The sequence below is a fragment of the Rossellomorea aquimaris genome (assembly GCF_020172085.1).
GTDB classification, from domain to species: domain Bacteria; phylum Bacillota; class Bacilli; order Bacillales; family Bacillaceae_B; genus Rossellomorea; species Rossellomorea aquimaris_E.
In genome coordinates this window covers 949,723-964,240 of sequence record NZ_JAIVAT010000003.1, presented here as the reverse complement: position 1 = coordinate 964,240, position 14,518 = coordinate 949,723, and the positions used below count along the sequence as shown (strand labels likewise).

17 protein-coding genes are annotated in these 14,518 nt (G+C 41.3%); 4 read left to right on the top strand and 13 right to left on the bottom strand.

From position 1 onward, the window contains the following. Window positions 1-20 precede the first annotated feature (20 nt). The 11 genes from LCL96_RS05715 to LCL96_RS05665 form a co-directional block, all read right to left on the bottom strand. Window positions 21-710: an anthrax toxin lethal factor-related metalloendopeptidase gene (locus LCL96_RS05715; RefSeq protein WP_412103526.1), complete on the bottom strand. Its 690-nt coding sequence runs from the start codon at window positions 708-710 to the stop codon at window positions 21-23. A 164-nt stretch (window positions 711-874) separates the two neighbouring features. Then, window positions 875-1,465 carry a YpjP family protein gene (locus LCL96_RS05710; protein ID WP_224940460.1) on the bottom strand — a complete coding sequence of 197 codons (591 nt, stop codon included), beginning with the start codon at window positions 1,463-1,465 and terminating at the stop codon, window positions 875-877. 275 nt (window positions 1,466-1,740) lie between these two features. Further along, on the bottom strand, window positions 1,741-2,517 hold the full coding sequence (locus LCL96_RS05705) for a class I SAM-dependent methyltransferase (RefSeq protein ID WP_224940459.1): 777 nt from the start codon (window positions 2,515-2,517) through the stop codon (window positions 1,741-1,743). A 102-nt stretch (window positions 2,518-2,619) separates the two neighbouring features. Beyond that, window positions 2,620-3,054 (bottom strand): BrxA/BrxB family bacilliredoxin, encoded by a 435-nt coding sequence (locus LCL96_RS05700; RefSeq protein WP_224940458.1) that lies wholly within the window; start codon window positions 3,052-3,054, stop codon window positions 2,620-2,622. Between the two features lie 21 nt (window positions 3,055-3,075). Further along, window positions 3,076-4,203 (bottom strand): conserved virulence factor C family protein, encoded by a 1,128-nt coding sequence (locus LCL96_RS05695; protein ID WP_224940457.1) that lies wholly within the window; start codon window positions 4,201-4,203, stop codon window positions 3,076-3,078. A 78-nt stretch (window positions 4,204-4,281) separates the two neighbouring features. Continuing rightward, a complete protein-coding gene (locus tag LCL96_RS05690) occupies window positions 4,282-6,168 on the bottom strand; it encodes an ABC-F family ATP-binding cassette domain-containing protein (protein WP_224940456.1) in 1,887 nt (628 codons plus the stop codon). Beyond that, entirely contained in the window at window positions 6,165-6,812 is a 648-nt protein-coding gene (locus tag LCL96_RS05685; protein WP_318246400.1) for an HD domain-containing protein, read from the bottom strand. The genes LCL96_RS05690 and LCL96_RS05685 overlap by 4 nt, the downstream gene beginning before the upstream one ends. A 95-nt stretch (window positions 6,813-6,907) precedes the next feature. After that, entirely contained in the window at window positions 6,908-7,756 is an 849-nt protein-coding gene (locus tag LCL96_RS05680; protein ID WP_224940455.1) for a DegV family protein, read from the bottom strand. A 43-nt stretch (window positions 7,757-7,799) separates the two neighbouring features. After that, on the bottom strand, window positions 7,800-8,069 hold the full coding sequence (locus LCL96_RS05675) for a hypothetical protein (RefSeq protein ID WP_224940454.1): 270 nt from the start codon (window positions 8,067-8,069) through the stop codon (window positions 7,800-7,802). Further along, complete coding sequence (locus tag LCL96_RS05670) at window positions 8,069-8,296, bottom strand: hypothetical protein (protein ID WP_224940453.1); 228 nt, start codon at window positions 8,294-8,296, stop codon at window positions 8,069-8,071. The genes LCL96_RS05675 and LCL96_RS05670 overlap by 1 nt, the downstream gene beginning before the upstream one ends. 28 nt (window positions 8,297-8,324) lie before the next feature. Next, window positions 8,325-10,016, bottom strand: coding sequence for a formate--tetrahydrofolate ligase (locus tag LCL96_RS05665; protein WP_224940452.1), 1,692 nt, complete (start codon window positions 10,014-10,016; stop codon window positions 8,325-8,327). Between the two features lie 206 nt (window positions 10,017-10,222). Here LCL96_RS05665 and LCL96_RS05660 point away from each other — a divergent pair, with 206 nt between their 5' ends. Both LCL96_RS05660 and LCL96_RS05655 read left to right on the top strand, forming a co-directional pair. Further along, window positions 10,223-11,353 (top strand): MGDG synthase family glycosyltransferase, encoded by a 1,131-nt coding sequence (locus tag LCL96_RS05660; RefSeq protein ID WP_224940451.1) that lies wholly within the window; start codon window positions 10,223-10,225, stop codon window positions 11,351-11,353. A 1-nt stretch (window position 11,354) separates the two neighbouring features. Continuing rightward, window positions 11,355-12,341: a metal-dependent hydrolase gene (locus tag LCL96_RS05655; protein WP_224940450.1), complete on the top strand. Its 987-nt coding sequence runs from the start codon at window positions 11,355-11,357 to the stop codon at window positions 12,339-12,341. A 38-nt stretch (window positions 12,342-12,379) separates the two neighbouring features. On the opposite strand, the gene LCL96_RS05650 is transcribed toward LCL96_RS05655, so the two are convergent. Continuing rightward, on the bottom strand, window positions 12,380-13,054 hold the full coding sequence (locus tag LCL96_RS05650) for a class I SAM-dependent methyltransferase (protein ID WP_224940449.1): 675 nt from the start codon (window positions 13,052-13,054) through the stop codon (window positions 12,380-12,382). Between the two features lie 203 nt (window positions 13,055-13,257). Between LCL96_RS05650 and LCL96_RS05645 the strand changes: the two genes are divergently transcribed. Continuing rightward, on the top strand, window positions 13,258-13,476 hold the full coding sequence (locus LCL96_RS05645; RefSeq protein WP_224940448.1) for a DUF3892 domain-containing protein: 219 nt from the start codon (window positions 13,258-13,260) through the stop codon (window positions 13,474-13,476). A gap of 91 nt (window positions 13,477-13,567) precedes the next feature. Here the strand turns inward: LCL96_RS05645 and mntR are convergent, their stop codons facing one another. After that, window positions 13,568-13,984, bottom strand: a complete 417-nt coding sequence (gene mntR, locus LCL96_RS05640) for a transcriptional regulator MntR (RefSeq protein ID WP_224940447.1) — start codon at window positions 13,982-13,984, stop codon at window positions 13,568-13,570. A gap of 302 nt (window positions 13,985-14,286) precedes the next feature. Between mntR and cspD the strand changes: the two genes are divergently transcribed. Then, window positions 14,287-14,487 (top strand): cold-shock protein CspD, encoded by a 201-nt coding sequence (cspD, locus tag LCL96_RS05635; protein ID WP_224940446.1) that lies wholly within the window; start codon window positions 14,287-14,289, stop codon window positions 14,485-14,487. Window positions 14,488-14,518: the final 31 nt, after the last annotated feature.

The window sequence follows — 14,518 nt, the reverse complement described above, 5'->3', positions numbered from 1 at the left end:
TTGACCACACCTTTTTTAGTTTATAGTTCTTTAAAGAATCGATATGTTGCGGGTGCCTTTTCCTTTAATAGATTCCTAGTTTCAGAATTTAAATAGTACATAGCAAATGTTTCAGCAAAATATTCTTCTTCGTATTGAAGGAAGTAGGGTTCATCCGGAAATAACCGGGGTGCTTCCCTTTTCCAAAGTGGCATGAATTCCAACTCGTAATAAAGGTCCGTTAAGACATAGCGATCGATGCTGTGGGCCGTCTCATGAAGTTCCAAATTATAGGAGTTGTGCCCCTTTCCTTTCTCACTATGACCAATCTTAACCAACACAAGCTTGGAACCTCCTATTCCGGGGACATCATCCCACGTAATGCTTTTATTAGTGTACCCTCTTGGAGTGACTCCTTTCAAGTGACTTGTCGTAGAAAAATCGGTTAATTTATTTTGAAACAGCCTTATTTTAATATCTTTCGACTCGGCAGACTCCAACAACGGAGTCGGAATATGGTCCAGCCTTTTAATCATCCGGATCGCCTCTTCTTGATCAAAGCTGGATTCTGGTAAAAGGATCATGTTATCCAATGGTTTGCTGGATTGAAGATTCATTCGTGTTTTTAGGGGAGAGTGTTTTAGAAGGGTACCGTTATAATCGGCATTCGTATGGGTCCAGAGAATCAGAAGAGTGAACGGAATCAGCAGGATGATAAAGGTTCGTTTCACTATAGCCATCCTTTCCTATTTTGAATACATTTCTCTCATATCCATTACTATTTTACCATAATGATAGATGCGATTTTAGGAAAGAATATTTCCAATACGAAAACGGTCACAAAAAAAACAAGTACGCTCGATCACGTACTTGCTCCCTTTGACTATATGTTAGGTTAGGATACGCTCATCCATTGAGGTGGTGTATTTTTATCCCAATATATGCTTCCGAGTTCATGGTGCGTCTGGAATTGATCATGTACCGTATGGTAATGAAAATTGAAATAATAGCCATCCTTTGGCGGATGATCTTTCCTTACATGAAATCGAATGACATCTTCACCAGAGCGCTCGTCATAGATGTGAAAGATCTTCTCGGTCTTGGCATATTGAGGTACTTCAGATATGGTAAGAGACGTTAAATCTTCTTCTGGAAATTGTGCCGCTGTATCCGCTATCGCTACTTCGATTTTTGGGAGGATCAAGGATCTGAACTCATCTTCAATGACCGGTTTGATCTTTGTCCCAAACTTTTCATAAGCATTTTTCTCGGCTTGTACCAGCATCGTTTCTATAAACACATCATGCGAAATGACCGGCTCTTCTTCTCTTGCTTCTTCCGTAGTAGATTCCACAGATGAAGGCTTGCCATTATTTTTCGCAAGTGCATGATTCCCTTCATTCAGGAAGGCTTGTGATGGAGATACAAGTCCAAATGTCAGGATGGATAGTAGTATAAAAAACGACTTTTTGAGCCAGATTGACATAGATAACGTCCTTTCCTATGTATTACGTCTATTATTATACTACTTCTTACGAATAAAAAGTGAAAAAGGTTTCATTTTTTTGTAGGATATAAAAATCTTTATGTGGTAGTATATTAATGAGGATACTTTGTAAGGAGGATAACTAAATGGATACTGGAATTATGATCAATATCGGATACATACTTCTGTTAGGTTATTTTATTGTACTAGGGTTTACTGATTAATACTTATGAGTGTAGACAGGCGAGTGATGCCTGTCTATTTTATTTGGTCCGTTATAACCGGATCACCCCAAAGTGAAACTTGGCGGATGGTCTTCTCAATACTTCGAAACCCAGCTCTTCGAAAAGAGTTGACTGAAAGTGTTCTTTTAAAACCACACGCTTTTTGGCTACTCTCTTCGCCTCTTCAATCCCTTCTTTTGTAACACCTGTATAACTTGCCCATTGTCTGATAGGATTGATACCATGGGAGTCGGTCAAAGCCTCCTCAAACATCGGATCAATGTATACGACGTCGAAAGCGTCATTCCCGAACTTCTTTAATTCTTCATGAAATGGTCCATTGATGACGGTTATTCGTCTCATGGCCCTATTTAATTCTGGAAGTGGGGAATCCCACTCCTGAAGTCCATGAAGGAGAATGTGGGCAATGTATTTATTGGCTTCAATACCGGTTACGTTTCCCTCTTCACCAACCACATGACTGGCAATGATACTATCTGAAGCCAGTCCAAGGGTACAGTCGAGGAAAGTCATGCCTTCATTCAGATCGGCTGCTTCAATAAGGGGGTCTTTCTCTCCCCGTAAGATCCTTTTGATTCGAAAAGAGGCTGAGTTTGGGTGAAAGAAGAATGGCTCACTTTCTTCATTCCTCGTATGAAGTTCCAATCGTTCTTTTCCAATGACCAGGCAGTCCTGATCAACGTTTTTCATATGGTAGCGGATCGACCTTTTTTTCCTCGGGATATAGGGGATAGAGAGGATATCGGCTGCCATTTGCGCTTTTTCTATTACGTTCTGATTTGCTCTACCACAGGTCGTGACAAACACTTATGACTCTCCTTTGATCATGCGTTTTTCTCTCATTTGACTATCCTACCACAAAAAAAGAGCGGATGACTCTCTCACCCGCTCCCTTTTCGAATGTTTCACCTAGCAATTCTCATTAAATGCAGTCACCAGGTTTGAAATGATGGAAGAAACGTCGTGATCTTCGATTTCCTCTCTTGGAATGAAGTGAACGACTTTGTTTCCTTTTAGTACGGCCATGGATGGTGAAGATGGCTCATACCCTGTGAAATATTCCCTCATCTTGGCAGTCGCTTCTTTGTCCTGACCCGCAAACACCGTTATAAGATTGTCAGGTGTTTTTTCATTAGTTATGACGGATTGAGTAGCAGCAGGTCTTGCAAGTCCAGCTGCACATCCGCAAACAGAGTTAACGACAACCAGCGTCGTCCCTTCTGCTTTTTCCATAAAATTCGTGACTTCTTCTTCAGTCCTCAATTCCTTAAAGCCTGCTTGTGTCAATTCCTGCCTCATCGGTGTAACCAACTGTCTCATATATTCTTCATATGCCATAGACATGGTTCATCATTCCTCTCTATTTTATTGGTTGCGAGCTTCGGTCATTTGTTTCCAAACAGAGCCTTTTGCTTCTTCGCCACCTTCAATTCGTTCAATCGCCATTTTAACCTGAAGCTTCACTTCGAATTCAGGATCATTTTCCGCCTGTTTTAAAGCAGGCAGTGCAGACTCATCCCCGACTTCATAGAGATACATAGCCGCACGCCATCTAACCAGTTTACTCTTATCTTTTAAGGCAAGAATCATTTCCGGAATGGCATCCTCAAATCCTAAATCAGATAGACAATCTCCAGCCGTTCTTCTCACAGTTACCGACTTATCGTGCAGTCCTTTATACAATAATGGAAGGACTTTTTCATCTTCTATCATTCCCAAGTACACAACCGCCAACCGACGGATGGATACCTTCTCATCCTCGAGTGCTTTCCCTAAGAGAGGTAAATCCTCCAAAGTCGGATCCTCCATGGAATCAAGCTTCTGGTATCTGGTTTGCCAATCAGGTGCCTCAAAGTCCGAGACGCTGACCTTTTGCTTTTTCTTGTAGATCAGTGGTCCCTTTGCATCTGTTGTTTCCTTGGCATCTTCGATAAGTGCTGTCAGCCTATCAGGTGGATATGCTGCAATAAGTTCTTCCGTCACATTGAGACCAATCTCATCTAAGTCACCGTACCTAATGCCATAATCTTTCCATTTTCTGAGAAGGACAACATTATCCCCATCTTTTTGAGCCTGGCCAATCGCTTCAAGGAATGGTGCTGGAAGTGAAAAACGCTTCTCTTGTTCCCCGTCGGTTACTTTGACTTGCATCGGGATACCTTTGAACATTTGAACGCTGACATTCACTTCACCGAAATGTTCTTCCATGGGAGATTCACTTTCCTGCTTTCTAGCATCTTCACCGAATGCTTCCCTTACCTTTGGCAGGAGCTCCTGCCAATCGAATTTAGCGTTTCGTTCAACGGCTAAGAAATCCGCAACATGGTAGACTCCCTTTATTCCGTCGATGGACAGAATGTCTTTAATGACGGGAGGTGCTCCCTCAGCTTCGCCTTTTTTATAATTATTACTCTTCCCGGCTTTCAGTTCCTGATCAAGCAGAACTTTCATCGTATTGGGACTTGGAGTCGGTTCAATTGATAATATCCTCAAGCTTTTTACCCCTTTCAATAAACAATTCATATACTGATCATTCTAACACAGTATAAGTGATGCCTTAAATGAAGAGGCCTATTCGGCAAATTCAGAGAGGTACGTCCACCTTTCAATGAGCTTCTCTAATTCTTCATTGAGCTTTTCACTCTCGTTCATCAGTTGCTGTGCACGTTCGAAGTTGCTGCCGACTTTTTGTAATTCTGCATCCGTTTCTTCTATTTTACTCTCAATATCGGCCATCTTATCTTCGATTTCATCCCACTCTCTTTTCTCCATATAAGATAATCGTTTTTTCTCTTTTTCCTTCTCTTCTTTCACAGGTATGGCCTCTGCCTTCGTTCCTGTCTCCTGCTTCTTACTTTTCAATTCATTCTTTTCCAGATACTCCGTATATTCTCCGAAATATAAATCGATCTCTGCTTCCCCATTAAACACCAGCAACTGCTCTGCTGTTTTATCTAAAAAATATCGATCATGAGAAACGGTTATCACCACACCGGAAAATTCATTGATGTAATCTTCCAGTACTGTGAGGGTTTCTGTATCTAAATCGTTCGTAGGCTCATCGAGCAACAGCACGTTAGGCTTTGACATTAATAGCTTCAATAGGAAGAGCCTTCTCTTTTCCCCACCTGAAAGCTTTCGAATCAATGTCCCATGCGTGCTCATGGGGAAAAGGAACCTTTCTAGCATAGATGTTACAGAGACTTGTTCCCCTTTATCCGTGGTGATGAACTCTCCAGCTTCTCTTATATATTCAATCATGCGCATGTTTTCATCAAGTTCTTCGTGACCTTGGGTATAGTAGGCTATTTTAACAGTTTGCCCTTTGGTCAATTCACCATTGGTAAGATCATCTGTCCCTGCAAGGAGATTTAGGAATGTTGATTTACCGCTTCCGTTCTTCCCAACAATCCCGATACGGTCTTTAGGCTTTATCAGAAAAGAGAACCCGTCTAATATCTGCTTGTCTTCAAACCGTTTTGATGCATTTTTAAACTCAAAAACCTGTTTACCCAATCGGTTTCCACCGATCGCCATTTCAACCTGACCAGTAGATGGCCCTGATGACATCGTATCCTCCAAATGTTCAAATCGTTGGATACGGGCCTTTTGTTTTGTCGTTCTCGCTTTAGCACCTCTTCTCATCCAAGCTAGTTCTCTTCGATAGAGATTTTGCTGCTTTTCGGATAATTGGCGCTCTACTTCCTCACGTGAGGCTTTCGCCTCGATAAAGGAAGCATAATTCCCTTTATAGGAATACAACCTTCCCCCATCCAATTCAAATATTCGATTCGTGACTTTATCCAGGAAATAGCGATCATGTGTCACCAGTAATACGGACCCGTTATATTTGCCCAAATAGTCCTCAAGCCACTTGATGGACTGATAATCTAAATGGTTGGTCGGCTCGTCCAGTATTAATAAATCAGGAGTTTCAATCAGGACACCTGCCAGTGCCACCCTCTTTTTTTGCCCTCCGGATAATTCATTCATTTTATTCCCGAAATCGTGAATGCCGAGTTTGGTCAAAATAGCTTTTGCATTTGCGCTTGCATCCCATGCATTCAGGATATCCATTTGCTTCTGTGCTTCGAATAAATTGTCTTGTACCCGGGTGCTTTCAGGATTCTTTTCCATGTCCAACAGGGCCATTTCATAGTTCCTCATTGCCTGGATGATCTTGGCCTCACCACGGAAAACTTGTTGAAGCACTGTTAATTCCCCATCGAATACAGGTTCCTGTTGAAGGTATGCTATATGATAGTCGTTCGGCTTTGTAAGCTCCCCCGTATCATATTCTTCCATGCCGGCGATCAGTTTCAACAGACTTGATTTACCCGTACCGTTTACTCCAATCAATCCGACTCTTTCCTTTTCAGTAATCGAAAAGGATATATCTTTAAACAGAGTTTTCTCTCCATAGGTTTTAGAAAGATTCTCAGCTGTAAACATTCTCATTCTTTACCAGTCCATTCTCTATTAAATTGCTCTAAAAATCGCAGCATAAATTCATGCCGTTCCTCAGCCAATGCCTTTCCGGTTTCTGTGCACATCAAGTCTTTCAACTTCAATAATTTTTCGTGAAAATGATGGATGCTCGAGCTATCCCCATTTCTGTATTCCTCTAAGCTCATGTTCGATCTGACATGAAAATCCGGATTATACATTGATCTGCCTTTCTTGCCTCCATAAGCAAACGTTCTGGCGATACCGATGGCACCTATGGCATCCAGACGATCAGCGTCTCTTACGATTTCGGCTTCTTTGGAGGTCAATGTCGCTTCATGACCACCTTTATATGAGATGGTATAAATGATCGATTTCAGAAGTGCGTTCTCGCTTTCACTAAGGGAGAGACCTGACAGAATATGATCCAGCTTTTTTTTGCCTTCCTCTTCTTCAACGAATTTCTCGTCGGGTACATCGTGAAGCAACGCAGCAAGTTCAATGATATATGTATTCGAAACCTGTTCTCCCCTTGCGATTCTAAGAGCCTGATTCCTCACACGATCTAAATGATACCAATCATGTCCAGTCGACTCACCAATATACTCGTATCTTAAATATTCTATGATCTCGTCCAGTTCTTTTCGTTCCATCATTTCACCCTCTCTTCCATTGTAACAAATATGATGTTTTACCAGAATAAAAAGGAGTGGATGCATGACTCTTCACATCACTCCTTTTTCAATCCATTTCAATCGTTTTCAGCAAACCAGCTTATACCTATAGTATTTTCACCGGCGTGTACGCCGATCACAGCGCCTAGTGGATATGCACCAAATTCAATTTCTGGATACTTTGCTTGCAGTTCATTTACCCACTCCATTGCTTCTTCCCGGTTTAATCCATGTAGCACGGATACTTTCCGAATGTTACTGTCTATAAGAGCACAGTCCAACCGGTGACTCATACTGGACAAGCCTTTCTTAATGCTCCTTACTTTGTCTTTCACATCAAGTTTGCCATTTTCTATAGAAAGCATGGGCTTTATTTTGAGGACACTTCCCAGGAAGAAAGAGAGACCGCCCATCCGCCCACTTTTATGAAGCTGTTCGAGGCTGCCCACCATTACGTATGTCTCACAAGTGGGGATCCTTGCTTCAATAGATTCTTTTATCTGGAGTGGACCTGCGCCTTCACTCAGTAACCGTTGACCATATTGGATCAATTCTGTTAATGGATTCGAAAGGATTTTCGAGTCAATACAGATGATATTCGGTACCGTTTCTTTTAATAGATCTGCAGCCTGATGGGCAGAAGAATATGTACCGCTGAAATGGGACGAAACATGAATAGAGAAGATATAGTCATAGTCCACTGCCAACTGTTCAAATAATTCCTTAAACGTGCCGATGGAAGGCTGGGAAGTTTTCACTTCCACATGCTCGTCCCTTAATTTTGCAAACAATTCTTCAGGTGACAGATCTATGCTGTCCTTATATTCAATATCCCCAAAGATGATGCTCATTGGTACCACAAAGATGTCATGATCTCCCTTATCAGGAACAAATGCCGTGCTATCGGTTACCCATGCTATTTTCATCTTAAAATCCCCTTTTTTCTATATATATGAGCTCTTCTTCGCACTAGAAGTCCTTTCGGTCAAGCTGCTGCAGCGTGTCAACCGAGAATGAAATCATCTGGAGAACATCATCGACCATTTCCTCAGTTATCACCCGGTTAAAGGTTAGGATTCCCTCATAGAAAGTGGGTGTCGTTGAAGAGTTCACTTCTTTCCACTCCCATAGTTTATCTTCCCCCCATATTTCTTCCAGGAGCTGTCGACCTAGGTGAACCTTTACATCCCCTTTGTAGACGATCCTGATGTCTGCACCTGCCGTGTTCTTTTTTGTCATCAGGTCCTTTCGGCCAGGAAATGTCCCATATCCGCCTTCAAATGAAACTCTATAAAAAATGATTTCTTACCTGGTAATGAATAATGAATTTGATAACAACGTTCATAACGGGCAAAATCAAACAAGTCCTTGCGATCGATAATTTGAACTTCCCCTGTTAAATCAAGATCGTAGACTGCTCCTTCAAAAACGACCTTCAAGTTATCAAAAGCTGTCGGGTCAAACATAATCTCCTCCCCTTTCTCTTACCAATCGTTAAAACAATCCGATTGCCCGCCCTTTTTCATCCACATCCATACCGAACGCAGCTGGTTGTTTAGGCAGTCCCGGCATCGTCATCACTACTCCTGTCATGGCGACGATGAATCCAGCTCCGATTTTTGGCTTCAGTTCACGGATTGTGATGTGGAAATTCTCCGGTCGACCCAGCTTTGCGGGATCATCAGAGAGTGAGTATTGAGTCTTGGCCATACAGACGGGAAGTACGCCCCATCCTTGCTCTTCAAACTCTTCCAGCTGCTTTCTTGCTTTGACTGTGTAGTCCACCCCGCTCGCTCCGTATACTTTTTTCGCAATCGTATCAATTTTCACTTCCAGGGAATCAGACAGTTCATAAAGGGGAGTAAAATCCTTTGTATTTCCTTCAATTTCGAGTAGTACTTTTTGTGCAAGGTCGATTCCGCCCTCGCCACCTTTGGCCCACACATCGGTGAGTGAAACCTTTACACCCTGTTTTTCACACCATTTGATCAAAGTATCGATTTCCCTGTCACTATCGGACACGAAACGGTTGACGGCAATGACAATAGGAACATTGAATTGCTCCAAGGTTTCCATGTGCTTCTTTAGATTGGAAAGGCCATGTTGAAGAGCCTGAAGGTCTTCCGTTTGAAGCTTATCTTTCGTTTGCCCTCCATGCATTTTCAAAGCCCTGATGGTGGCAACCAGTACAACGGCATCCGGAGCGATACCTGCTGTCCGTGATTTAATGTTCATGAATTTTTCCGCACCTAAATCTGCTCCGAACCCCGATTCTGTCACCACATAATCTGCAAGCTTCAAAGCTGCTTTCGTCGCCATGACGCTATTACAACCGTGGGCGATGTTCGCAAATGGCCCCCCGTGAATAAGGGCTGGTGAATGTTCGATCGTCTGTACGAGATTAGGTTTCAATGCATCCTTCAGCAATAAGGTCAGCGCACCTTCCACTCCCAGGTCCTCAACGGTCACCGGTTGTTTTAACGTGTTATAAGCAACGACCATTTGCGACAGTCTTCTTCTCAATTCCCCGATATCTTGAGATAAGCATAAAACCGCCATGATTTCCGATGCAACCGTAATATCGAATCCGTCTTCACGCGGTATTCCTTGAACTGGCCCTCCAAGCCCGACTACAATTTGTCTCAGGGCACGGTCGTTCATATCGACTGCACGTTTCCATACCACTCTTCTCTGATCAATGTTCAACTCGTTTCCCTGGTGAATGTGATTATCCACCAACGCCGCCAATGCATTGTTCGCTGTGGATATGGCATGAATATCTCCGGTGAAATGGAGGTTAATGTCCTCCATTGGAAGCACTTGAGAATAACCTCCACCTGTTGCTCCCCCTTTGATCCCCATCGTAGGTCCAAGAGAGGGTTCCCTCATGGCAATCATCGCGTTTTTATTCAACTGGTTTAAAGCATCACCGAGTCCTACAGTCACTGTCGATTTCCCTTCCCCTGCGGATGTCGGATTGATCGATGTAACAAGGATTAATTTCCCTTCTGAATGATCCTTTAGTTTATGTATCGCTTCAAAGGATATTTTCCCTTTATATTTACCGTAAAGCTCTATGTCGTCTTCTCTAAGCCCTACTTTATCAGCAATCTGCAGAATGGGCTTTAGAATAGATTGTTGAGCAATCTCAATATCCGATTTCAGTTTTTTCTTCGTCGATGTCACGTTCTTTCACCCTCTATATCTAATATTAGCTGTAACTGCATCCCCGGGTGCAGCATGCCATTTTTTACAAAAAAGCATGTTTAACCACAAACAACATTTACAATCCATTTGTAATCTTATAGTATAGTGTTTCTTTATTTTACACCATAAATCATTTCTTTTGCTCTTATCTCATCACCATTTTGCCTTTGATCGGGGGAATAAACTTGAGACACGAGAAGCCTGTTCTCATATTGACAGCACATTTTGGTGAAGGACATATCCAGACCGCTGAAACCCTTGCTGATAAGTTCAGAAAACAAGGACTACGCGTATACATCTGTGACCTATATGGTGAAGCATACCCTGCCATTCACTCATTAGCTCAAAATTTATTAAAAAAGGGGTATTCTAAATTCGGCACTCCTATTTACAAAGCATTTTATTATGGTACAGACAAACTTTCCTCCAAGGGGTTAAGTTATTTCTATCAACATTTAGGTAAGAAGAGACTGTTAAAACTTGTTGAAACCTATTCACCATCCTTCATTGTGACGACATTCCCACTACATGTAGCACCATATTTACGCCTTCGCCCTTCCTTTAACATACCTACATATACGGTTATCACGGATTACTGCGCACATCCATTGTGGATCCATCCCATGATTGAGAAATATTATGTGGCAAGTGAACACGTCAAAAGGACCTTGCTATTTTATGGGGTAGAAAATAAACGAATCATTGTCAGCGGCTTACCCATCAGGTCTGCCTTTCAACGGACTAATGAAAATCATTATATACATTTTGGTCTTTCTCCAGAACGAAAAACTGTCACCCTTATGGGAGGTGGTTTAGGTTTAATTCCTAATATCGAACCTATCTTGACATCCCTGTCTCTAAAGCATGACGTTCAAGCTGCCGTTGTGTGTGGGAAGAACGAGCAGTTGTATTCCCACTTAAAAAAATCCATAAAAAGTCCGAATGTCCACATTTACGGATATGTATCTCAAATAGCAAAACTTTACTCGTTAACAGATTGCCTTATCACAAAGTCAGGGGCCCTATCGTTAACAGAAGCGGCGTCTTATAAACTGCCAATCATCATTTTTAAGCCGGCACCAGGCCAGGAGAATGAAAATGCCAACTACTTCTTCCAGAAGGGGGCGGCCCTCACTTATACATCCGATAAGGATTTCCTGGAGAATATAGATCGTTGTTTATACGATAAAAATACCAGAGATTCATTGTCCAGAAAAGTATATTCTGTCTATAAAGAACATGCCTGCACTTCCATCGTAAATAACATCCTCCGGCATGATCATCAGAAGAGCTATTCATTTGAAGGGAGAATGTGAGATGGAAACATCGACACACATCTTTTTCGGCATTGGTATTGGTTCATTGGCGTCATTAGATCCATCTTTGATCGGGGAGCCACTCCCTGTTTATCTATCATGTATTCTGGCTTCGAATGCTCCTGACTTCGATTATGCTGCTAAATTAAAAGGTAAAAGTGAGTATTATAAGTTTCACAGAGGATTATCCCACTCATTGGTTATGCTGCCTCTGTGGGCTTTTCTTATTACCGCCGGGTTTATACCATTCATTGAAAACCCTGAGTTCCTCCAGCATTTATTCATATGGAATCTGATAGCCGTCACCATCCATGTTCTAACAGATGTATTTAATATTCACGGTACTCAAGCGTTACGTCCCTTTACAAAAAAATGGATCAGTCTTGATTTTATTCCACTGTTTGACTATTTCATTTTCTTTATGCATTCTGTGGGACTTATGCTTGTGCTCGCTGGCCATCCCCCAGAAAAATCGTTTCTCATTGTTTATCTCATCGTTTCTGTATATCTACTATTGCGCTTTACATTTCGATCCTTTATTTACCATCAATTGTCCACAAACTTCATTCACGGCAGAGGAATGAAGATTATCCCTAACATGGATCTATATTCCTGGCAAGTAATCATTGAATTAGACTCTGATTACATTTTGGGGAGATATACGTGGGGTCAACTTGAAGTGGATACCATTCTTAAGAAGGCCACTCCTCCATATAACTCATGGATTGAGGTTTCAAAGCATAACCAAGATATTTCCAATTTCATTACAAGTACGTCTTTTGTTTATCCTAAAGTAGTAGAAAGGAAAAACATATTGGAAGTTAGGTGGATTGATTTGCGTTTTCGAAAAGGAAGGAGTTTCCCTTTTAAAGCTACATGGGTATACTCCCACAACAATTCTCTCGAGAAAAGTTATGTAGGCTGGTTTCATCATCCCTTGCAGTTTAAACGCATAAAAACAGAAATGGCAAATGAAGTGAACAAATAAGAAAAATGATCGATCCAATACTGGATCGATCATTCACCTTATTTTTGGAACATAAACAATGTTGTAAACGTCAATGCCTGCTTCAAATCATTGGAAAGAGAGTCTGTTACAGAAGGATTCACACCTTTTTTATAGATCCAATCCTCAGCAACTTTCCTCCACCCTTTGTACTCGGCAAGCTTCTCCAATTCCCAAGGCATCATCGTATTACAAATCACCTCTTCCCCATGAAGACGGGGAAAAGCATTTTCCCTTGGGTGGGCAGTAGGGCCTAAAAGGCCGATACAGATGTATCCATCCTCTGATACGACTCGCTCAATTTCATTAAGGGTATGCAATGGATTTTCCGTCCATTCCACTGAATTGATCGCCATCACACTATCGAATTGTCCGTCCTGGAATGGCAATGAACGCAAATCTCCTTGGGTGAATGACAAGTTTTTCCTTTCCTGTTTCCTCGCGATTTCAACCATGTTAGTGGAGAAGTCCATCCCTGTCACAACATACCCTTTTTCATATAGAAGAAAAGAACCATAACCATCACCGCAACCTAAGTCCGCGACCGTTTGAACATCCCCTGTATTGTTATGGAAAAAGGGGATAACAGCCTTTCTGCTTCCATCAGTCCACATATCTACACTTTTTGAATGCCAAGAATCAGCATTATCTTCCCATCGGTTTTTGGCACTCACATGCCACTCTGAACTTTTCATATGTACACCTCAACATTTTTTCTATTCTGTTCTATATTCTCAATCCATCCTGCGAAATCCTTCTTTTTTAGAATCATAATATCCATAAAAGAAAAAATAATATTATTATGTAAACTATATACGGTTTTTAATGATGAAGCTTATGCTTCACTTCTGATTTGTTCATACTACTTCTATAGACTAAAAGTGAAGGGTGATGTCATATGGAAGGAATCTCTAAAGTCCAAAGAAACTATCATGGTGATATAATCAGTTTCCAAACGTCTTCCGGCAGAATTATTTCCTATCGAAAAGCAGTATTGGAAGCTTCTGAGGGCTTGCTTCAAGGAGTCACACTCCATGAAAATGAATGGGGAGAAACGGAGTTAACGAGTATGTCCGTTCAGGACGGAAGTTTTAACGACTATCCCACCATTTTTTAATCCCTCTCCCATTCAAAAAGGCCTTTCACATGTGAAAGGCCTTTTATCCATGTTTCTCAATGTCTTATGTAGAGAAACGAACCATTGTATACTACTCACTTCTGTTTTGAATCGTCCGTAGCCCCTCTAACCGGGTTTCATCTTCTTCGAAAAATTGTACGAGATCTCCAATTCGGTCTATGGAATCCCAACTTAAGTGGTGTTCAATGCCTTCAACATCTTCATAAATATGTTCTTCTTTTACTCCAATGACACGAAGAAATTGCTCCAATAGTTCATGCCTGTATACTAATCGTTTTCCTACTTTATTCCCTTTTGGAGTCAGTACCAGACCCCGGTATTTCTCATAAATGAGATAATCATCCTTATCTAACTTCTGCACCATCTTGGTAACGGAGGAGGGGTGGACAGATAGAGCTTCTGCTATATCCGATACTCTGGCATAACCTTTGTTCTCAATTAACATATAAATCTGTTCTATATAATCTTCCATACTTGGTGTAGGCATTCTTCACCCTCCAAATTTCCATAAATATCATTAAAAGTTTACTATAAGTAAAGAATGAATACAACCCGAGCCAGGAATACCTGACTTTTCATCATCCGTAAATATAGCACCTTTCCCGAACTTTTCTTCCATAAAACATTAAAATGACAAATGTTGACTCAAAAATCCTCCTATTGTATAGTAAAGACATCATTGAAGTGATGGATTTTCATGCTCGTTTTTAAGCCATGAGAATCATTCATTTCGTGAAAAATATTTTCCAAAGGCACATACGTGCTTGAACGATTTAGGAGGATTCTAACATGCAAAATGGTAAAGTAAAATGGTTCAACAATGAAAAAGGTTTTGGATTCATCGAAGTTGAAGGTGGAGACGATGTATTCGTTCACTTCTCAGCGATTCAAGGTGAAGGATTCAAATCATTAGAAGAAGGTCAAGAAGTTTCTTTCGAAGTAGTAGAAGGAACTCGTGGGCCACAGGCAGCAAACGTAGTCAAATTATAATCGCACAAAACAATAGATCAACATGATGAAG

Coding starts and splice junctions, on each gene's coding strand:
- LCL96_RS05690 (WP_224940456.1), bottom strand. CDS start 6,168: ATGAGAATGTTTACAGCTGAGAATCTTTCTAAAACCTATGGAGAGAAA.
- LCL96_RS05710 (WP_224940460.1), bottom strand. CDS start 1,465: ATGTCAATCTGGCTCAAAAAGTCGTTTTTTATACTACTATCCATCCTG.
- LCL96_RS05650 (WP_224940449.1), bottom strand. CDS start 13,054: ATGAAAAGTTCAGAGTGGCATGTGAGTGCCAAAAACCGATGGGAAGAT.
- LCL96_RS05645 (WP_224940448.1), top strand. CDS start 13,258: ATGGAAGGAATCTCTAAAGTCCAAAGAAACTATCATGGTGATATAATC.
- LCL96_RS05670 (WP_224940453.1), bottom strand. CDS start 8,296: ATGTTTGACCCGACAGCTTTTGATAACTTGAAGGTCGTTTTTGAAGGA.
- cspD (WP_224940446.1), top strand. CDS start 14,287: ATGCAAAATGGTAAAGTAAAATGGTTCAACAATGAAAAAGGTTTTGGA.
- LCL96_RS05675 (WP_224940454.1), bottom strand. CDS start 8,069: ATGACAAAAAAGAACACGGCAGGTGCAGACATCAGGATCGTCTACAAA.
- LCL96_RS05655 (WP_224940450.1), top strand. CDS start 11,355: ATGGAAACATCGACACACATCTTTTTCGGCATTGGTATTGGTTCATTG.
- LCL96_RS05685 (WP_318246400.1), bottom strand. CDS start 6,812: ATGATGGAACGAAAAGAACTGGACGAGATCATAGAATATTTAAGATAC.
- mntR (WP_224940447.1), bottom strand. CDS start 13,984: ATGCCTACACCAAGTATGGAAGATTATATAGAACAGATTTATATGTTA.
- LCL96_RS05700 (WP_224940458.1), bottom strand. CDS start 3,054: ATGTCTATGGCATATGAAGAATATATGAGACAGTTGGTTACACCGATG.
- LCL96_RS05680 (WP_224940455.1), bottom strand. CDS start 7,756: ATGAAAATAGCATGGGTAACCGATAGCACGGCATTTGTTCCTGATAAG.